Genomic DNA, 18,618 nt, shown 5'->3' on the forward strand with positions numbered 1-18,618 from the left:
CGGGACCTCAGCGACGGGCGTACGGCGCCCAGCCGTCCGCGCCCTTGAGGTAGTTCGCGACGGTGTACGCCTTGGCATCGGCGTCACTCATCTGCGGCCGGTCAGCGGAGGCACCCGCCCCCGGGCCGAAGTTGCGGTACTCGGCGAACCGCGCGTCCTTCCACGAGAACCCGCTCATGTCGGTCCACGGCGAGGACTTGACGGCCGCGGGCAGCTCGGTGTCGCGGATCAGCACCTGGGCGACCGCGGCGGGTTCACCGCCCGGATGCCAGGGCCGGCCCAGGTGGAAGGTCCCGGCGGGCGCGTCACTGACGATCCTCGATCCCGTGATCAGGAACCCGTAGGGATTGCCGGTCCAGGTCGAAGCGGCCGTGATGTACCCGTTGTTGGTGGCGGAGCCACGGCTCAGCGCGCGGATCACGGACCGCTCGACGACTGTGGTCGCGCGTCCGTAGAGGAAGTCGACATCGCCCTCGATGTACGAGTCGCGGATGTAGACCCGGCTGATCACGTCAAGCTTGGGGCTGTCGGTCATCAGCGTGTCCTGGTTGCCCAGGAAGGCGGTGTCCTCGAAGAGGATCCGGTCGCCGGTCGTCTTCATCGCCAGCGCCTGCTCGCCGTTGACCTCGTGCGCGGCCTCGTCGAAGTCGTTGCTGAAGGTGAGGTTGCGGGCGGTGACGTCGTTCGCGGCGATCCGTACGGTCGCGCTCCCGGTGGAGCCGCCGTTCGCGGCGGGCGTGTCGTAGACGATGACGGTGTCGGAGCGATCCTGTCCAGTCCCCTGCAGCAGGATGTTCGGCTTGCCCGCGGGTATGAGGACCTTCGCCCGGTACGTGCCCGGAGCGACCGCGATCGTCACCGGGACGGCGTTGCCGTCGGGCACGGCGTCCACGGCGGCCTGCACGGTCGGGTAGTCGGCCGGGACGTGCAGCGTCACCGGGCCGCCGATCCGCTTCTGCGGTCCGGAGAAGCGCTTGACCAGCGCCGGGACGGCCGCCGCCGGATCCAGCCGGTAGTCGTAGAACTCCCGCGGATCGAAGGCGGCACCCCACTCGTCGTGCCGGCCCGTCGTGTTCTTCAGGATCGACCCGCGCTCCACCAACTCGGCGGTGGCGTCGGCCTGGTAGGGGTGCTGGACGTCCCGGTAGTAGCTGTTCTCGATGACCATCTTGGTCTTGCCGCGCGACCAGTTGCCGTACGTCCACACCGGATCACCGGGATCCGTCTGTGCCGTCAGGTAGTTGTTGTAGAGGTGCGCGTAGGCGCAGTTGTCGGCGGACGGGTTGCGCTGTTTGGTGCCGGTGAACCAGTTGTGGTCGACGGTGATCTGTGTCTTGACGTTCGGGGTCCAGCCGATGCCGAACGTCTTGTTGTTGTCCGTGAACTGGTTGTAGGAGACGGTGACGTACTCACTGTCCTTGCGGATGTCGAGCTGGCCGTCGCAGATCCGTGAGAAGCGGATGTGGTCGACCCACACGTGGTGGACGGTGTCCATCCGGATGCCGTCGAAGTCGGTGTCCTTGCAGTCCCAGTTGCCCTCGATCGCCGTGTCACGGATGGTGAGGTTGCGGATGATCACGTTGTGGGTGCCGGGGTCGAGGTTGAGACCGCCGTGGACGATCTCGGCGCTGTCGCTCACGCCGATGATGGTCTTGTCGGAGGCGACGGTGATCTCCGTGCCGAAGGGATCCATCTCGAGGGCACCCTTGACCCGGATGACGTACGGCTCCTCGGCCGCCGCGTACTTCGCCAGCGAGGCCTGGTCGGTGACCGTCACGACCTTGCCGCCCGCGCCGCCGGTGGTGCCGCCGGCGAGGGAGGCGAAACCGTGCGGCCGGTCGGTCCAGCGGTCCGCGGTGGTCGCGGACCCGTCGGCGGTGGCCACGGACTGGCCGGACATGGTCGCGGAACGGCCGGCGGTGGTCGTGGACCGGTCGGCTGTCGTCACTGACCGGCCGGCGGTGGTCGCGGACCGGTCGGCTGTCGTCGCTGACCGGCCGGCGGTGGTCGTGGACCGGTCGGCTGTCGTCACTGACCGGCCGGCGGTGGTCGCGGACGGGTCGGCTGTCATCGCGGACCGGTCGGCGGGTGCGGCCTCGGCCTCCCCGAGCGCCCCGAGGCTCAGCGCGGCCACGAGGCCGATCACGGCGGCCAGGACCCTGCCGTGTCCTGACCTCGGTCTCGGCAAGCGCTTGCTATGGAGGTGCGTCATTGCGGCTCCCAACAGGCGTACGGGTGCGGTGCGGTGTGGTGCGTTACAGAGGGCTGATCCGGAACTGCGTGAAACTCGCGGCGCCCGCGTGTCCCGGGCCGACGGGCGCGAGGGCGAACAGGCCGAGCAGGGCGCCGACCCAGCGCCAGGGGGTGGCGGCGAAGACCTGGCCCGAGAGGTGCGGGCCGTCTCCGACGTCGTAGAAGAAGCGGCAGCGTGCCCCGGCGCCGATCTCGATCCGCAGCCTGGCCCGTCCCTCGGGCGCGAGCCGCGGATGGTCGGCGTCCCGCTCCTTCTCGGCGACGGCCTCGGCGAACCGGTGCACTAGGTGGACCGCCCCGTCGGCCCCTCGTTGCAGTCCGATCCAGCTGAAGGCGTCTCCGAGAACCGCGAGCCCGGCCCGCGCCCCCGGCTCCTCGCCGTGCAGCCTCAGCTCGACCTCGACGACGGACGGGGTGCCCGGCAGCCGCTGGGTGAGCACGTTCGGCAGTTTGCGCAGGTCGTGCGCGTCGACCGAGCGGACGCAGGCCAGTCTGAGGCCGTCCCCGGAGTGCTGGGTGGCCCACCCGTCCTGCGGGTTGGCCGTCCACTGCCACTGACGACCGAAGCGTCCGCCGGGGAAGTCGTCGTCGGCGGCGGGCGCGGCGGCCGGCTGCGGCGGCAGGTCGGGGCAAGGGTGTACGGCGACGGGGGCGCCGTCGTCCCCGAGCACCGGCCAGCCGTCGGCACCCCAGCGCATCGGCTGGAGGTGGACCACACGGCCGTAGGCGCCTCGCTGCTGGAAGTGCAGGAACCAGTCCTCCCCGGACGGGGTCCGCACCCAGCCGCCCTGGTGCGGCCCGTTGACGTCGGTGTCCTTCTGCTCCAGGACGACCTTCTCCTCGTACGGCCCGAAGAAGCCGCGCGAGCGGAAGGCGCCCTGCCAGCCGGTCTCCACGCTCCCGGCGGGGGCGAAGATCCAGAACCAGCCGTCGTGCTTGTAGAGCTTGGGACCTTCGAGGGTGAACCAGCCGGGGATGCGATCTCCGTCGACGATCACCTTGCCCTCGTCGAGAAGTGACGTCCCGTCAGGGTGCATACGGTGGCCGGTGAGGCGGTTCTTGATCCCGGAGCGGGACTTGGCCCAGGCATGCACGAGATAGGCCTCGCCGGTCTCGTCGTCCCACAGGGGGCACGGGTCGATGAGCCCCTTGCCCTCTTTCACCAGCTGGGGACGGGTCCAAGGCCCGCGTATCCCGGGGGCGTTGACCTGGAAGATGCCCTGGTCGGGGTCGCCCCAGAAGATCCAGAAGCGGTCGTCGTGGTGACGTAACGACGGTGCCCAGACTCCGCAGTCGTGGCGCGGGGCCCTGAACTCGCTTGCCGGTTCCAGGCGTTCGACGGCGTGGCCGACCAGGGTCCAGTTCACCAGGTCACGGGAGTGCAGCAGCGGCAGGCCGGGGGCCCGGCCGAAGCTGGAGGCGGTGAGGTAGAAATCGTCGCCGACGCGGACGACGTCCGGGTCGGACCAGTCGGCGTTCAGGACGGGGTTCGTGTACGTCTCCACGGTCTCCGTCTTCTCCGTCTTCTCCGTCTTCTCCGTCGTCATGGGCTCACCGCCTTCCGTATGAGCGCCGCGGCTCCGTCCCGGTCGAGACGGCCGTCGGCGACCACGGTGACGATCCGCCGCACGACGGTTTCACCGGGCGGGATCGGCAGCCGCTCCTCGTACGCCAGGGACGAGCCGACGCCCGGATACTCGGCCGTCCGCACGAACCACGGGTCGCGCCGGGTCTGCTCGGTGGCCCCGGCGAAGACCAGCGTCCAGGTGGAGCCGGCCAGGGCCAGCCAGTCGGCGCGGGCGCCGTGGACCTCGGTCTCACCCTCGGTGGCGGCGGTGAAGACCTGCGGGGCCTCGTGCTCCTTGCGGGCCCGCCAGAAGAAACCGCCGTAGGCCGCGCCGGGCCGCCCGTTGGTGGCGGGGCTGCCGATCGACAGCGGGTCCGGGGTGACGTTCGTGAGCGAGAAGGTGAAGTCCAACGCCCAGGCGGTGTCGGTGAGTTCGATGGCCGCGACCGTACGGCGCTCGCGCAGCAGCTCGGCTCCGGCGGCCACCCAGCGCAGCTCCTCGACGAAGCCGTCGGGGTCGCGCAGCTGGAAGGTGGTGTGCCGCTGGGCGCCGTGGTTGTCCAGTTCGGTCGGGCCCTGGTCGCGGACGTAGGTGCGTCCGCCCCAGAAGTTGGACCCCTCGACGTCGGGAACGGCGACACCGACGCCGAGGTGGTGTGTGTGGTCGGCGGGGCTGAGCTCGGTGACCGCCGTGCCGGCCAGGGTGGTGACGGGGTGCAGGTACGGGCGCGGGGAGAGCCGGGCCGGCAGCTCGGGCCGGGTGACGTACCGGCCGACCGGGCGGCCCGCGACGCGCAGCACCGGCGTGTCGTTGGTCGTCATCAGGTGCTCACCTCTTTTCGGAGTCCGTTCGGGACGTCCCAGGGGGCGCCCAGTTCGGAGAACAGGGAGAGGGTGTCCGCGGCGGCCGCGACGAGTCCGTCGACGCCGGGCACGACCCGGCGCCGCTCGTCGGGGAGCAGGTGCCAGGAGCCCTCCGGCAGCGGGGCCGGGTCGGGAGCCTGCCGGATCGCCTCGACGACCTTCATGAAGGAGCCCGTGGCGTCCGGCGGGACCAGCAGGCCGGCGCCGTCGGTGAGGTGCTCGACGAGGTTCTCCAGCAGGTCGGTGCGGCCGTACTCGTACTCCTCGGGGCCGTGGTCGGCCCGCTGGAGCAGGACGCGGTCCTGCTTGTACCAGAAGGTGATCCGGCCCCGGCTGCCGTGCGCGACCACGTACGGCTCGTCGGGGTCCTCGGCGCACAGCGTCGCCGCGACGGTCACCGGGAGGCCCCCGGTGGTGGTGACGCGGACGCAGGAGGTGTCGTCGGACTCGATGTCGTTGGCGCGCACCAGCTCGGTCTCGATCTCGGTGACGTCCTCGGCGTGCGGGGCGCCGGCCAGCGCCAGGGCGGTGGCGACGGCGTGCGCGAGCGGGTTGGTCAGCGCCCCGTCGATCACGTCGACGCCGTGCAGCCTGCGCTTGCCCGCCCAGGGCGCCCGCCGGTAGTACGCCTCGGGACGCGCCCAGGCACCGGCCCCGCCGACGCCCTCGAGTTCGCCGATCGCGCCCTCGGCGATCAGCTCGCGGATCGCGGGCACGGCGTGCGAGCCCAGCGACTGGAAGCCGATCTGGCAGGCGACGCCCGCCTGGGCTACCCCGTCGGCCATCCGGCGGTACTCGGCGTAGGAGGGGGCGGGCGGCTTCTCCAGCAGGAGGTGCACGCCCTTGGCGGCGGCCGTCAGCGCCAGGTCGGTGTGGGTCGGGATCGGCGTGCAGATCACGGCGATCCGGGCGCCGGTGGAGTCGAGGAGGGCGCCGAAGTCGGCGGACTGCTCGGGGGTGCCGAGGCCCTCGGGGATCTCGTCGCCGGTCAGCGGGGTCAGCTCGCAGATCCCCGCCAGCCGGACGATGCCCTTGTCCTGGAGCCGGCGGATGTTGTCCAGGTGCCAGCGGCCGTGGCCGCGTGCGCCCGCGAGAACGATCGGAACGGTCATCTGAACAGTCATGGGATCCTCCCTGCGCCCGCGCCGCGTGCCACCTCTCGGTCGGCCGTGGCGGCGTTGTCGATCTTTGTGTGCAGGGTAGGTCTCCAGCCGACGTCGGCCGTGAGGTCACGCTCGCTGCCGGAGTTGTAGGCGTTGTGGATGGTGAGCAGGTCCACCGGATAGCCGTTGAAGAGGGTGCCGCTCTGGTGCAGGGCGGTGCCGTTCCAGCTCTTGACCAGGTCGGCGGCCTCGATGTGGCCGGGGGTGGTGAAGGCGTTGTTCTCGGCGTATACGGCCGACTCGGTGGAGACCCCGACGGAGTAGCGGTAGTCGTGGGCGTCGTCCGGGACGACGTACCGGTTGTTGTAGAGGTGCACCTGGCCGAAGCGGACCCTGGGCGCCCGCTGGACGACCGACTCGAACTCGTTGTGGTGCAGGGTGACCCGGAGCTTGCCGCGGTCGCCCGTGGCCGTGTCGCCGTTGCCGATGAGCATCGCCTTGTCGTGGTCGGCGAACCGGCTCCAGGAGACGGTGACCAGGTCGGAGCCGTTGGTGATGTCCAGCAGGCCGTCGTGGCGCAGGTAGTTGCGGCCGTAGTGGGTGGGTTCCTCGGCGTCCGGGTGGCCCTTGTCGCTCAGGGTCACGTGGTCGACCCACACGTGGGTGGCACCGCGCAGCCAGACGTTGTCGTAGGCCGTCTTCCAGTCGCCGAGGCCGCCGGTGTTGGGCTGCCAGACGGGGAAGCAGTCGTAGGCGTCGCGCAGGTCGAGGTTGCGGATGATCACGTTGTCCGCGTCCTTGACCTGGAGGCTGGCGCCCTTGAGGACGGCTGTGTTCTTGGGGTCGCCCAGGCCGACGATGGTGGTGTTGGAGCCGACGGGCAGCACGACCCGCTCGGCCTGCTTGGCCGCCGAGGCCTGGCGGGCCTCCTCCTGCGGGCCGCTGGGCTTGGCGGAGCCCCAGGTGCGGGGGTCGTAGGCGGCCAGGTACTTCTTCGGGCTGTAGCCGTCGGTGGCGTAGTCGGCGCAGTCCAGGCGGTCGCCGTCGTCGTCGGTGTTGGCGTCGATGGTCCCGGCGATCCTGATGATCTTCGGGGTGTCGCTGCCGCCGTCGAGGGCGCGGACCAGTCCGGCGCGGTCGGTGACCGTGTGGACGTGGGCGTCGTCGGCCGCGGCACCTCCGGTGGTGCCGCCGGCGGCGGAGGCCCAGCCGTCGTTCGCGGGCAGGGTGTCGCGGCTGATGTCGCGTGCCTCGGCGTGCGCGGGGACGCACAGGAGCCCCAACGCGGCGCCGACAACAGTGATCCGGCGGAGTCTCATCCCTTCACCGCCCCCGCGCTGAAGCCCGTGATCAGCCACTTCTGGATGAAGGCGAACACGATCACGACGGGGACGGCCGCGATGATGCCGCCCGCGGCGAGCGCGCCGAGGTCGACGCTGTCCGCGCTCATCAGGGTGTTGAGGCCGACCGGGATGGTCTGCTTCTCCTGGTTGTTCAGGAACATCAGGGCGAACAGGAAGTGGTTCCAGGAGTGCACGAAGGCGAAGGAGCCGACGGCGATCAGACCGGGACGCAGCAGCGGCAGGACCACGATCCGGAAGGCGGTGAAGCGGTTGCAGCCGTCGACCCAGGCCGCCTCTTCCAGCGAGTACGGCACGTTCTTGATGAAGTTGCTGATCAGGATCATCGACAGCGGCAGCTGGAAGACGGTCTCCGCGATGATCACACTGCCCAGCGAGTTGATCATCTGGAGCTCGGCGAAGATCTCGAACAGCGGGACCAGGAGCAGCGCGCCCGGCACGAACTGGGAGCACAGCAGGGCCAGCATGAAGGCCTGCTTGATCTTGAAGTCGAACCGGGCGAGGGCGTAGCCGCCGGCCAGTGCGACGAGGGTCGTCATGAACAGGGTGGCGACGCCGACGAGCAGGCTGTTCTCGAAGTAGGTGCCGAAGCTTCGCTCCGTCCAGACCTTCTCGAAGTGGTCGAAGGTCATCGGCCAGGGCACGAGCGAGGTCGAGCCGGCCGGGCGGAGGGCGAAGAGCAGGATCCAGTAGAAGGGGATGAGGGTGAAGACGAGGTAGATCGACAGCGGCAGGTAGATCTGCCAGCGAGGGGCCTCGTCCCAGGCACGACGCCTGCCCGTGGGGCGCGGCGGTTCGACGACCGCGGGCTCGGGAACCGGTGCCACCGCGGTGGCCTCCTTGGTGCTCACTTGTTCCCACCTCCGAACTTGCTCAGGCGCAGATAGACCATCGAGCAGAAGAGCAGGATCACGAACGCCACCGTGGTCAGGGCGGAGGCGTAGCCGAAGTTGTGCGCGTCGACGCTGGTGTTGGCGATGTAGAGCGGGAGGGTCGTGGTCTCGCCCGCGGGTCCGCCGCCGGTCAGGGTGTAGAGCAGGTCGACGTTGTTGAACTCCCAGACCGCGCGCAGCAGCGTGGACAGGATGATCGCGTCCTTCAGGTGCGGCAGCGTGATGTGCCAGAACTGCTTGAAGCGGCTGGCCCCGTCGACCTCGGCGGCCTCGTACAGGTCCTTCGAGACGGACTGCAGGTCGGCGAGGATGAGGATCGCGAAGAAGGGGACACCGCGCCACAGGTCGGCGACGATCGCCGCCGGGAACACGGTGGAGGTGTCCGACAGCCAACTGGTGCCGTAGGAGCCGATGCCCATGTCCGCGAGGTAACGGGTGATGCCTGTCTGGGAGTTGTAGAGCAGTACCCAGATCGCGGAGGTCAGCACGCCGGAGACGGCCCACGGGGAGAAGACCATGGCCCGCCCGAGCCCGCGGCCCACGAAGGTCTGGTTGACGATGAGGGCCAGCGCCAGACCGAACAGCAGTTGCAGTCCGACCTCGACGACGACCCACTTGGCGCTGAAGACCAGCGTGTCCCAGAACACCGGGTCTTCGGTGAAGGCGTGGACGAAGTTGTCGAAGCCCGCGTAGCCGTTCCGCCATGGCTTGGTGGGGTTGTAGTTCTGCAGGCTGTAGTAGAAGACGCTGATCACCGGATAGGCGATGAAGCCGAGCATGAGCAGGGCCGCCGGGGTGATCAGCAGGTACGGCAGCCTGCGCGGCGTGGCGGAGGCACGGCGCCGCCGGGGTGGCGCGGGCGGTTTCGCCACGGCTGCGGCTTGGGCCATGACTGTTCTCCGTTCTGGTACGTCGTGCGTGCTTCGTGCGTGGGTGGTGCGTAGGTCGTGCTTTCTCGCGGAGGAAGCGCTTTCTCCCTGGACAGGGGTGTGCCAGGTCGTGCTGCGGTGGTTCAGCCCGCGTACGGGTCCTGCACCTTGCCCGGGCGGGCCAGGAACTCGAAGTCGCAGCCGGCGTCGGCCTGCGTGATCTGCTCGTTGTAGAGCGCGCCGTAGCCTCGCTCGTAACGGACGGGCGGCGGTGTCCACTGCGCCCGGCGGCGCTCCAGCTCCTCGTCGTCCACGTTGAGGCGGAGGGTGCGCGCCTCGACGTCGAGGGTGATCGTGTCCCCGGTGCGGACCAGGGCCAGCGGGCCGCCGACGTACGACTCGGGGGCCACGTGCAGGACGCACGTGCCGTAACTCGTACCGCTCATCCGGGCGTCGGAGATCCGCACCATGTCCCGCACGCCCTGCTTGAGCAGGTGGTCGGGCAGGGGCAGCATCCCGTACTCGGGCATGCCCGGGCCGCCCTTGGGCCCGGCGTTGCGCAGCACCAGCACGCTGTCGGCGGTGATGTTCAGCGACGGGTCGTTGATGGTCCGCTGCATCGTCCGGTAGTCGTCGAAGACGACCGCGGGGCCGGTGTGCTTGAGCAGGTGCGGCTCGGCGGAGATGTGCTTGATGACCGCGCCGTCGGGGCAGAGGTTGCCGCGCAGGACGGCGACCCCGCCCTCGTTCGCGACCGGGTTGTCCCGGGGGCGGATGACATCGTCGTTGTGGACCTGCGCGCCGTCGATCTGCTCGCGCATGGTGTCGTACGAGACGGTGGGCCGCTCCAGGTGGAGCAGGTCCGGGATCCGGGAGAGGAACCCGGGCAGTCCGCCGGCGAAGTGGAAGTCCTCCATGAGGTACGTCTGTCCGCCGGGCCGTACGTTGGCGAGCACCGGGACCGTGCGGGCGATGCGGTCGAAGTCGTCGAGGGTGAGCTTGACGCCCGCGCGGCCCGCCATGGCGATCAGGTGGATCACGGCGTTCGTCGAGCCGCCGAGGCCGAGGACGGTGGTGACGGCGTCCTCGAAGGCGTCGCGGGTGAGGATCTGCGAGAGCTTCCGGTCCTTGTGGACCAGTTCGACGATGGTCATGCCGGCTTTGGCCGCCATCCGGTCGTGCCCCGAGTCGACGGCCGGGATGCTGGACGCACCCGGCACGGTGACGCCGAGCGCTTCCGCGGCGGCGGTCAGGGTGGACGCCGTACCCATCGTCATGCAGTGGCCGGGCGAGCGGGCGAGGCCGCTCTCCAGCTCGGTCATCTCGCAGTCGCCGATGAGGCCGGCCCGCTTGTCGTCCCAGTACTTCCACATGTCGGTGCCGGAGCCGAGGACCTCGCCCCGCCAGTGGCCCGGCAGCATGGGCCCGGCGGGCACGAAGACGGCGGGCAGGTCGACGCTCGCGGCGCCCATGAGCAGCGCGGGCGTGGACTTGTCGCAGCCGCCCATGAGCACGGCCCCGTCGACCGGATAGGACCGCAGCAGCTCCTCGGTCTCCATCGCGAGCATGTTGCGGTAGAGCATCGGGGTCGGCTTCTGGAACGTCTCGCTGAGCGTGGAGACCGGGAACTCGAGCGGGAAGCCGCCGGCCTGCCACACTCCCCGCTTCACGGCCTGCGCACGATCGCGCAGGTGGACGTGGCAGGGGTTGATGTCGGACCAGGTGTTGAGGACCGCGATGACCGGCTTGCCCAGGTGCTCCTCGGGCAGGTAGCCGAGCTGGCGGGTGCGGGCGCGGTGGCTGAAGGAGCGCAGGCCGTCGGTGCCGTACCACTGATGGCTTCTGAGCTCTTCGGGGCGCTTTCCTATCGGCTCGTTCATATCGACCACCCGGCGGCGATGGCGGCGACCTCGGCGCGTTCTTCCTCGGGCAGCTGCTTGCTCGGCGGCCGGACGTCGCGGCGGCACAGGCCGAGGGAGGCGAGGGCCTCCTTGACGACGGTGACGTTGTCGGCGGAGCCGTTTGCCGCACGGAGTTCCTCGAAGCGGCGGATCTGCTCCCAGACCTTCATGGCGGTCGGGTAGTCGCCGGATCGAAGCGCTTCGATCATGTTCAGCGAAACGGACGGGGCGACGTTCACGAGCCCCGAGGTGAAGCCGGTGGCGCCGGCGGAGAAGTACGAGGGGGCGTACGGCTCGGCGAGCCCGGCGACCCACACGAAGCGCTCCAGCCCGGCGTCGCGGGCGAACGCGGCGAACTTGGCCGCGTCCGGGACGGCGTACTTCACGCCGATGACGTTCGGGCAGGCGTCGGCGAGTTCGGCGAGGCGGACGCCGTGCAGCTGCGCGTTGCGGATGTAGGGCACCACGCCCAGCTCCGGCACGGCCTCGGCGATGGCGCGGTGGTAGTCGACCCAGCCGGCCTGGGAGACGTACGGGTGGACCGGCTGGTGGACCATCACCATCTGGGCGCCGAGCTCGCGGGCGTGCCGGGCGGAGGCGATGGCGGTGGGCACGTCGTGGCCGACCCCGACGAGGATCACGGCGCGGTCGCCGGCCTCGGCGATGGTCAGCTCGGTGACGAGCTGCCGCTCCTGGGGGGTGAGGGCGTAGAACTCCCCGGTGTTGCCGTTGGGGGTGAGGGTGGTGATCCCTCCGTCGAGCAGACGACGCAGCAGGGCCCGGTGGGCGTCCTGCTCGACGGAGCCGTCCTCGGCGAACGGGGTCACCGGGATCGCCACCACGTCGGCCAGGGCCGTCCGTTGGGTCTCGAACGTCGTAGTCATGCTTGACCGTCCTCTCCCTGGGCCTCGGACTCCGCTCGGGGGAAGGCCCGCTCGACGAAGGACGCGATGTGCGAGTGCAGGGCTCTCGCCGCGCCGTCGGCGTCACCGGCCAGGGCGAGCCGCAGGATCTCCCGGTGCTCGCCGGCCTCCCGCTCCCAGGAGGGCGAGGCCGCCCAGGCGACGGCGGAGACGAGGGCGGCCTGGTCGCGGACCTCGTCGAGCATCCGGCCGAGCAGCGGGTTGCCGCACGGCAGGTACAGGGCGCGGTGGAACTCCCGGTTGGCGAGCGACCGTTCGGCGGTGTCGGTGGCTCCGTCGGCGCGGGTCAGCGCGTCCTTCGCGGCATCGAGGGAGGCCCCCCGCCTGACGGCACGCTTCAGCGCCTCGGGCTCCAGCAGGAGCCGCACGTCGTAGACCTCGCGCGCCATGTCCGCGTCCACCATGCGCACCGTGACGCCCTTGTACTGGCTCATCATGACGAGCCCGGTACCGGCCAGGGTCTTGAGCGCCTCGCGTACGGGGGTCTTGGACACCCCGAACTGCGCGGCGAGCTCGGTCTCGACCAGAGCCTGACCTGGCGTCAACTGCCCGGTGAGGATGCGGTGTTTGATCCCTTCCAGCACGTATTGCGTGCGGGAGGGGATCGGCGTGGGCACAGAGGTCATGCGCGCCTCTCGGATCTCGCGTCTCGGCGAATCGCGTATCGGATCTCACGTATCGCGTCTCATATATGACGTACGAAGTACGACGCGTTGAAGGTAGGAGGGCCCCTGTGTTTCGTCAATGCTTCTGGCAAAGGAAGTTGAAGTTTCGTGAAGAGCCGTCAGATGTCCCTGGTCTCGCCCACGTAGGCGGCGGAGGTCGGTCCACCGAAGTTCGCGGCGGCCCGGACGGTCGCCGCCTCCCGGGTGAGGGTGGGCCCGACATGCGTGACGAGCAGCTGTCGCACGCCGGCCAGACGGGCGGCGGCGCCGGCGTCCTCCGGCGTCAGATGCACCTGTTCGCCTTCGCGATGCCGGTCGATGTCGGCCTCGCAGAGGAACAGGTCGGCGCCCCCGGCGAGATGGAGCAGTCCGTCGCACGGCCCGCAGTCCCCGGAGTACGCGAGCACCCGCCCGCCGCTTTCGGCGCGCAGCCCGTAGGCCTCGACGTCGTGCTCGACGGCGTGGGCGGTGAGGGTCAGGTCGCCGTGCCGGGCGGTGTGACCGTCGTAGAGGGGCTGGAAGTCGAAGATTCCGTCGAGGAACCCGGCATCCGGCCGCCCGAAGAATCCGGCGAGACTCCCCCACTGCTTAACGCGTGGGAGGTACCCCCAGCGCGCAGCCGGCGGGGGCGTAGACCGGAATGGGAGCGTCCGGGGTGAGCCCGCCATACGCCAGCCCGTACACGGCGGCCAGTAGATCGGCGCTGTGGTCCGCGTGCAGATGCGAGATCCAGATGGCGTCGAGCCGCGCCGGATCGGTGTGCCGCTGCAACTCCGCGAAGGTCCCGAACCCGGCGTCCACCCACACCTCGGCACCCCCGTCGCGCAGCAGATAACCGGAGCACGGCAGGTCCGGCTGCGGATGCGGGGATGCGGTGCCGAGGACGGTGAGGGTGAGAGCCATGCCGGGAGCGTACGGTCGCCGTACGCCCCCGGGCCTGTCGATTACGGCTTCCAGCCCGGGTCCCGCCCGCTCAGCCCCACCGCACGGTCGAGAAGCGGGGCCTCGTCCGGGACGGAGACGACCGGGCCGAAGATGCCGTCTCCGCGGTCGGAGTCCCGCGCCGCTGCGAAGAGCATGTCGTGCGACGCCCGCAGCGCGGCGGGGTCCGGCTCGTACCGTTGCCCGGTGGCCCGGGCCAGGTCCCAGCCGTGGATGACCAGTTCGTCGGCGACGACCGCGGCGGCGACCTCGCCGGGCAGGTCGACGCCGCCCGCGCGGGTCATGCCGGTCCAGGCGGCGGGGTCGCGCCAGGCGTCGGCGAGTTCGTCGAGGGCCTTGGACAGCTCCTCGCGCCAGCCGGGGCCGATGTCGGGCACGGCGGCTCCCGGGTCGGTGTCCGTCCTGACGCCCAGGTCCTTGCGGGCGGCGTCGCGGAAGGCGACGGCCAGGCCGGTCAGGTGCCCCAGCAGGTTGCGCACCGCGAGGTCCGGACACGGCGTCGTGGCGGAGAGCTGCGCGTCGGTGACGCCGTCGGCGAGGCGGGCCACGATGCGGGCCTGAGGTCCGAGGTCGAAGGTCGGGGCGGTCATGCGGCGGCTCCTCTGGTCGTGTTCCTGAGAGGTGGACCCGCCGCGGCCACGAAACTCATCGCTTCGGACGGTATTTCTAGGGCACCTGCCCCATCTCGGCGGCGAGGCCTTAGCCGCACGATGACCAAGCATGACAACCACCCCATGGACCGTCCTGCGCGTCCTGCGCGACCGCAATGCCAGGCTCTATCTCGCCGGAGTCGTGGTCTCCGGCTTCGGCACCTCGGCGCTCTGGCTGGTGTCGGGCGTGTGGGTCAAGGACCTCACCGGCTCGGACGGTCTGGCAGCCCTGTGCATGCTCGCCATGTGGACGCCCACCCTGGCGGGCCCCCTGCTGGGCACGCTCGCCGACCGCACGCGTCGCAAACCCCTGCTGATCGGCGTGAACCTGCTGCTGGCCGCCCTCCTGCTCACCCTGTTCACCGTCGACTCCCCCGACCGCCTCTGGCTCCTGTTCGCGGTCCTGTTCGTGTACGGCGCCGCGGGCGTCGTACACGACGCCGCCGAGTCGGCCCTCGTCGCGGGCGCCGTCGACCCCGCTCTCCTCGGCGACTTCAACGGGCTGCGCATGACGGCCAACGAGGGCATGAAACTCCTCGCCCCGCTGGCCGGCGCGGGCGTGTACGCGGCGTACGGCGGACCGAGCGTCGCCCTCCTCGACGCCGTCACGTTCGTGGCCGCCACCGGTCTGTACGCCTGTCTCCGCGTCCACGAGAGCAAACCCGCGCCGCCCACGACCGGCTGGCGGGCCCAGACCGCCGAGGGCGCCCGCCACCTCTGGTCACACCCCCGGCTCCGCCCGCTCGTCCTGGCCGGCGGCACCACCATGCTGTTCGCCGGCCTCAGCGGGGCGATGATCTACGCCGTCATCGACGGTTTGGGCCGCTCCCCCGCCTACGCCGGTGTGCTGTACGCCGTGCAGGGCGCCGGCTCGGTTGCGATCGGGCTGCTCTCCGGCCCCGCCCTGCGCCGTCTGGGCACACGCCGCTTCGCCGCGTACGGCGTCGCCCTGACGGCCGCCTCCGCGGGGCTGCGGGCGATCCCGTCCGACGCGGTCGCCCTCGTGTGCGGCGTGGCGGGCGGCGTGGGGCTGCCCTGCGTCCTGATCGCCGCGCTCACCGCGGTACAGCGTGAGACGCCGGACGCGCTGCTGGGGCGGGCGGCCGCCACGGCCAACACGCTGATCTTCACGCCGAACGTGATCGGGCTCGCGGTGGGCGCCGGACTCGTCGAACTGGTCGACTACCAGTTGGTGCTGCCCGTCCTCGGCCTGGCGTGGCTGGCGTCGGCCGCACCGCTGCTTCAGAGCCCGGCGAGCCCCGCCCGCACCGCCTCCAGGTCCCCGTCCGACGCCAACCCGGCGTGATACAGCCGCAGTTCCGTCGCGCCCAGCTCGCGGGCCCGGGCCACGTCGGCCGCCAGGGTGCCGGGGCTGCCGCCCATCCCGGACACCACCCCGAAGTTGGCGGCGATCACCGCACCCTCCCGGCCCTGCTCGGCGAACGGCGCCAGCAGTCCCGGTCCGCCCGCGCACGGCACGACCACGCCGTCCGCGACGGAGAGGATGTGCGCGGGGTCGACGCCCGGGTTGGCGCCCACATGGTAGGTCACGGGGTCGGCGTGCAGCAGCACCTGGAAGTCGTCGGGAGCGGCCGCGCGGACCGCCGCGACCGCGGTCTCCTGAAGCGTGCGGGCGGTTTCGTCGCGCCACGCGCGCGTGGCGGCCGCCTTCGCCGCGCCGAGCAGCTTCTCGACGCCGGCCCATTCGCCGTCGTCGGGCGCGCCCTGCCACAGCGGCTCCAGCGCGCCGCGTACGGCGGCGGCCAGCTCGTCGGCGTCCAGGCCCTGGCTGCCGTACCCCTCCCGGCAGGTCGGGCAGAAGCAGAGGGCCATCAGGTACATGCCGGCGTCGCCGAGCCCGACCCCGCCGGTCTTGTCGTGGGCGTGCAGGTGCTGGAGGCCGTACCAGCCGAGGGACTCCAGCTCGGTGCCGCGCGCCCCGGGCCGTACGGCCGCCTCGGCGGCGAGGTCGACGAGGTACGCGCGCGTGGCGGGCTGCGCGATGCAGGGGGCCCACGGGTAGCGGTCGCCGTAGGCGTTGACGACCGAGGTGCCGGGGTGTTCGGCGCCCAGGCGGGAGTTGTGCGCGAGGACGACCCAGGTGTGCACTTCGAGACCGGCGTCCACGAGCGCTGCCGCCGCCTCGCCGAAGGCGTCCCCGGGCGCCCAGTCGCCGGCCGCGTACGGGCGCAGCTCCCGCCCCTCCCACCGGTCGTCCGTGGGGTACAGCACGGCCGCGTGTTCGGCGGTGACGATGCGGTGGCGCGGGTGGCGGGGGGTCAGGGCACGCGTGGAGTGGTAGGCGGCGGCGAGCGTCACCTGTCGCACGCCGAGCGCGGCGATGCGGCCCGCGGCCTCCGGGTCCCCGTTGACGTCCCAGGGGTAGACGAAAGTCGACGCCTTCACTTGTTCTCCGCCTTCACTGGTGCTCCGCCTTCACTGGTGCTCCACCCTCACGGGTGCTTCGCCGTCACTTGTTCTCGTCCAGCAGCGCGTATCCGCGCTCGATGATCTGAGCGAGTTGCTTGACATGATCCTCGCTGGGCTCGTGCAGCGGGGGCCGGACCTCCCCCACCTCGAGTCCGCGCAGCCGTACACCGGCCTTGACGAGGGCGACGGCGTAGCCGCGGCCCTGGGCGCGCAGTTCGACGAAGGGCCGGTAGAAGCCGTCGAGCAGGCGGTTCGCGGTGGTGTCGTCACCGGTCTTGTGGGCCTCGTAGAAGGCGAGGGCGATCTCCGGGGCGAAGCAGAAGACGGCGGACGAGTAGAGCGTGATGCCGATGCCGCGGTAGGCGAGCTGGGTCTGCTCGGCGGTCGGCAGCCCGTTGAAGTAGAGGAAGTCGCCGGGGACCTCGGTGCGCACGGCGCTGATGACGCGCTGCATGAGGTCGAGGTCGCCGAGTCCGTCCTTGAAGCCGATGATCCCGTCGGTGCGGGCCAGCTCGACGACGGTCTCGGGGGTGAAGACGGCGTTGTCACGCTGGTAGACGATCACCGGCAGCGAGGTCGCCGCGGCCACCTCCCGGTAGTGCCGCAGCAGCCCGTCCTGCCCGGCGATCACGAGGTACGGCGGCATGGCGAGCAGCCCGTCGGCCCCGGCCGCCTCGGCGAGGCGCGCGTACCGCACGGCGAGCGCGGTGCCGTATCCGGCGCCCGCGACGACCGGTACCCGGCCCGCCGTCTCCTCCACGGCCGCCCGCACGCACGCCTCGAACTCCTCCGGCGCCAGCGCGTGGAACTCCCCGGTGCCGCAGCACGCGAAGACGGCGGCGGCCCCGGCCTCGACCCCGCGACGCACGTGCGCGCGGTACCCGTCGAGGTCGACCTCGCCGTCGGGGCCGTAGGCGGTGACGGGGAAGAACAGCGGCCCGCTGGGGATACCGAGTCGAGCGGCGAGGGGGGCTGAGGTCACGGGCTCTCCCTAGAACAGGCGCTCATGTTTATGATTGGCATCTATATGTATGAACGCGTCCACCCTAGGGAGCCCCCTGAGGACCGGTCAAGCCGACAAACACGCCTCACGGAAGCGAATTTCCCGACTCCGGGCCACACTTGACGGGATACGGCCACCCTTCATAGCGTGTCCACGCATGTGAATGTGATCCATGCATGCGGCCGTCGACTCAAGGAGACCCGAGGATGCCCGCTCCCCGCACCGTTCTGCTCACCGGCGCCGCCGGCGGGCTCGGCACCCTGATGCGGGACCTGCTCCCCGACTACGGCTACGAGCTGCGCCTCCTCGACCTGCGCCCCATCGAGGGTGAGCCGGACGCGATCGTCGCGGACCTCGCCGACAAGGACGCCGTGCGCGAGGCCGTGCGGGGCGTCGACGCGATCATCCACCTCGCGGGCATCTCCCTGGAAGCCTCTTTCGAGAAGATCCTCAAGGCGAACATCGAGGGCACCTACAACCTGTACGAAGCAGCCCGCGACGAGGGCATCCAGCGGATCGTCTTCGCCTCCTCCAACCACGCGGTCGGCTTCACGCCGCGCCCCCAGGGCGACGACCCCCTCATCCCCATCGACACCCCGCGCCGCCCGGACACCTTCTACGGCCTGTCCAAGTCCTTCGGCGAGGACCTCGCCCAGTTCTACTGGGACAAGCACCGCATGGAGACGGTGTCCGTCCGCATCGGCTCCTGCTTCCCCGAGCCGACCAGCGTGCGCATGCTCTCGGTGTGGATGAGCCCCGCCGACGGCGCCCGCCTCTTCCACGCGGCCCTGACCGCCGACGGCGTGGGACACACCGTCGTCTACGGCTCGTCCGCCAACACGCGCCTGTGGTGGGACCTGACCACCGCAAGGGCCCTCGGCTACGCACCGCAGGACGACTCCGAGCCGTACGCCGAGAAGCTGATCGCCGAGCAGGGCGAGCTCGACCCGCACAACGTGGCGCACGCCTACCTCGGCGGCCACTTCGTCAGCGACCCGCCGATCTGGCCGTACTGATCCGGCCCTGGGGCCTGTCCGGCGGAAAACAGACGTTCGCAACGGCGGGCGGGCACCGAACGGGCCCGTCCGCCGCCGCATTCGGGCACCCGCGCTGCCCGATCTCACGCGCCGGCACACAGCCTCGCAGGTCCGAGACGGTCACGGCTCACCGTGATCGGGCACACACGGGCAGCAT

At 70.9% G+C, this 18,618-nt stretch carries 15 protein-coding genes and 1 pseudogene; 2 read left to right on the plus strand and 14 right to left on the minus strand.

All coding sequences use genetic code 11. The features are described from left to right. Window positions 1-7 precede the first annotated feature (7 nt). From Q4V64_RS11755 to Q4V64_RS11815, 12 genes and pseudogenes are all read right to left on the minus strand, one after another. The gene (locus Q4V64_RS11755; RefSeq protein WP_124443250.1) at window positions 8-1,900 is read right to left on the minus strand and encodes a pectinesterase family protein; all 1,893 of its coding nucleotides are present in this window, start codon (window positions 1,898-1,900) and stop codon (window positions 8-10) included. Between the two features lie 355 nt (window positions 1,901-2,255). Beyond that, window positions 2,256-3,800: a glycoside hydrolase 43 family protein gene (locus Q4V64_RS11760; protein ID WP_124443196.1), complete on the minus strand. Its 1,545-nt coding sequence runs from the start codon at window positions 3,798-3,800 to the stop codon at window positions 2,256-2,258. Continuing rightward, the gene (locus Q4V64_RS11765) at window positions 3,797-4,642 is read right to left on the minus strand and encodes a PmoA family protein (RefSeq protein ID WP_124443195.1); all 846 of its coding nucleotides are present in this window, start codon (window positions 4,640-4,642) and stop codon (window positions 3,797-3,799) included. The genes Q4V64_RS11760 and Q4V64_RS11765 overlap by 4 nt, the downstream gene beginning before the upstream one ends. Further along, window positions 4,642-5,808 (minus strand): Gfo/Idh/MocA family oxidoreductase, encoded by a 1,167-nt coding sequence (locus Q4V64_RS11770; protein ID WP_253267250.1) that lies wholly within the window; start codon window positions 5,806-5,808, stop codon window positions 4,642-4,644. Before Q4V64_RS11770 ends, Q4V64_RS11765 begins: the two co-directional genes overlap by 1 nt. Beyond that, entirely contained in the window at window positions 5,805-7,106 is a 1,302-nt protein-coding gene (locus Q4V64_RS11775; protein WP_124443194.1) for a pectate lyase, read from the minus strand. The genes Q4V64_RS11770 and Q4V64_RS11775 overlap by 4 nt, the downstream gene beginning before the upstream one ends. Next, window positions 7,103-7,999 (minus strand): carbohydrate ABC transporter permease, encoded by an 897-nt coding sequence (locus tag Q4V64_RS11780; RefSeq protein WP_124443193.1) that lies wholly within the window; start codon window positions 7,997-7,999, stop codon window positions 7,103-7,105. The genes Q4V64_RS11775 and Q4V64_RS11780 overlap by 4 nt, the downstream gene beginning before the upstream one ends. Further along, on the minus strand, window positions 7,996-8,931 hold the full coding sequence (locus tag Q4V64_RS11785) for a sugar ABC transporter permease (protein ID WP_124443192.1): 936 nt from the start codon (window positions 8,929-8,931) through the stop codon (window positions 7,996-7,998). The genes Q4V64_RS11780 and Q4V64_RS11785 overlap by 4 nt, the downstream gene beginning before the upstream one ends. 122 nt (window positions 8,932-9,053) lie before the next feature. Further along, complete coding sequence (gene araD, locus Q4V64_RS11790; protein ID WP_124443191.1) at window positions 9,054-10,790, minus strand: L-arabinonate dehydratase; 1,737 nt, start codon at window positions 10,788-10,790, stop codon at window positions 9,054-9,056. Next, on the minus strand, window positions 10,787-11,695 hold the full coding sequence (locus tag Q4V64_RS11795) for a dihydrodipicolinate synthase family protein (RefSeq protein WP_124443190.1): 909 nt from the start codon (window positions 11,693-11,695) through the stop codon (window positions 10,787-10,789). The genes araD and Q4V64_RS11795 overlap by 4 nt, the downstream gene beginning before the upstream one ends. After that, window positions 11,692-12,360, minus strand: coding sequence for a GntR family transcriptional regulator (locus tag Q4V64_RS11800; protein WP_124443189.1), 669 nt, complete (start codon window positions 12,358-12,360; stop codon window positions 11,692-11,694). Before Q4V64_RS11800 ends, Q4V64_RS11795 begins: the two co-directional genes overlap by 4 nt. 158 nt (window positions 12,361-12,518) lie before the next feature. Further along, window positions 12,519-13,302: pseudogene (locus tag Q4V64_RS11805) on the minus strand (MBL fold metallo-hydrolase). 41 nt (window positions 13,303-13,343) lie between these two features. Then, a complete protein-coding gene (locus Q4V64_RS11815; protein ID WP_124443188.1) occupies window positions 13,344-13,931 on the minus strand; it encodes a TIGR03086 family metal-binding protein in 588 nt (195 codons plus the stop codon). Window positions 13,932-14,061: 130 nt separating this feature from the next. Between Q4V64_RS11815 and Q4V64_RS11820 the strand changes: the two genes are divergently transcribed. Next, on the plus strand, window positions 14,062-15,297 hold the full coding sequence (locus Q4V64_RS11820) for an MFS transporter (RefSeq protein ID WP_124443187.1): 1,236 nt from the start codon (window positions 14,062-14,064) through the stop codon (window positions 15,295-15,297). Here Q4V64_RS11820 and Q4V64_RS11825 read toward each other — a convergent pair. Together Q4V64_RS11825 and Q4V64_RS11830 are read right to left on the minus strand one after the other, a co-directional pair. Further along, window positions 15,234-16,397, minus strand: a complete 1,164-nt coding sequence (locus tag Q4V64_RS11825; protein ID WP_124443186.1) for a hypothetical protein — start codon at window positions 16,395-16,397, stop codon at window positions 15,234-15,236. The two genes, Q4V64_RS11820 and Q4V64_RS11825, sit on opposite strands and share 64 nt — an antisense overlap. Window positions 16,398-16,461: 64 nt before the next feature. Further along, entirely contained in the window at window positions 16,462-17,403 is a 942-nt protein-coding gene (locus Q4V64_RS11830) for a 5-dehydro-4-deoxyglucarate dehydratase (RefSeq protein WP_124443185.1), read from the minus strand. 227 nt (window positions 17,404-17,630) lie between these two features. Here Q4V64_RS11830 and Q4V64_RS11835 point away from each other — a divergent pair, with 227 nt between their 5' ends. Next, entirely contained in the window at window positions 17,631-18,440 is an 810-nt protein-coding gene (locus Q4V64_RS11835) for an NAD(P)-dependent oxidoreductase (RefSeq protein WP_124443184.1), read from the plus strand. Window positions 18,441-18,618 lie beyond the last annotated feature (178 nt).

The organism is Streptomyces sp. NL15-2K (assembly GCF_030551255.1).
Lineage (GTDB): Bacteria > Actinomycetota > Actinomycetes > Streptomycetales > Streptomycetaceae > Streptomyces.

Coding starts and splice junctions, on each gene's coding strand:
- Q4V64_RS11755 (WP_124443250.1), bottom strand. CDS start 1,900: ATGTCCGGCCAGTCCGTGGCCACCGCCGACGGGTCCGCGACCACCGCG.
- Q4V64_RS11765 (WP_124443195.1), bottom strand. CDS start 4,642: ATGACGACCAACGACACGCCGGTGCTGCGCGTCGCGGGCCGCCCGGTC.
- Q4V64_RS11785 (WP_124443192.1), bottom strand. CDS start 8,931: ATGGCCCAAGCCGCAGCCGTGGCGAAACCGCCCGCGCCACCCCGGCGG.
- Q4V64_RS11770 (WP_253267250.1), bottom strand. CDS start 5,808: ATGACTGTTCAGATGACCGTTCCGATCGTTCTCGCGGGCGCACGCGGC.
- Q4V64_RS11760 (WP_124443196.1), bottom strand. CDS start 3,800: ATGACGACGGAGAAGACGGAGAAGACGGAGAAGACGGAGACCGTGGAG.
- araD (WP_124443191.1), bottom strand. CDS start 10,790: ATGAACGAGCCGATAGGAAAGCGCCCCGAAGAGCTCAGAAGCCATCAG.
- Q4V64_RS11800 (WP_124443189.1), bottom strand. CDS start 12,360: ATGACCTCTGTGCCCACGCCGATCCCCTCCCGCACGCAATACGTGCTG.
- Q4V64_RS11835 (WP_124443184.1), top strand. CDS start 17,631: ATGCCCGCTCCCCGCACCGTTCTGCTCACCGGCGCCGCCGGCGGGCTC.
- Q4V64_RS11775 (WP_124443194.1), bottom strand. CDS start 7,106: ATGAGACTCCGCCGGATCACTGTTGTCGGCGCCGCGTTGGGGCTCCTG.
- Q4V64_RS11815 (WP_124443188.1), bottom strand. CDS start 13,931: ATGACCGCCCCGACCTTCGACCTCGGACCTCAGGCCCGCATCGTGGCC.
- Q4V64_RS11820 (WP_124443187.1), top strand. CDS start 14,062: ATGACAACCACCCCATGGACCGTCCTGCGCGTCCTGCGCGACCGCAAT.
- Q4V64_RS11795 (WP_124443190.1), bottom strand. CDS start 11,695: ATGACTACGACGTTCGAGACCCAACGGACGGCCCTGGCCGACGTGGTG.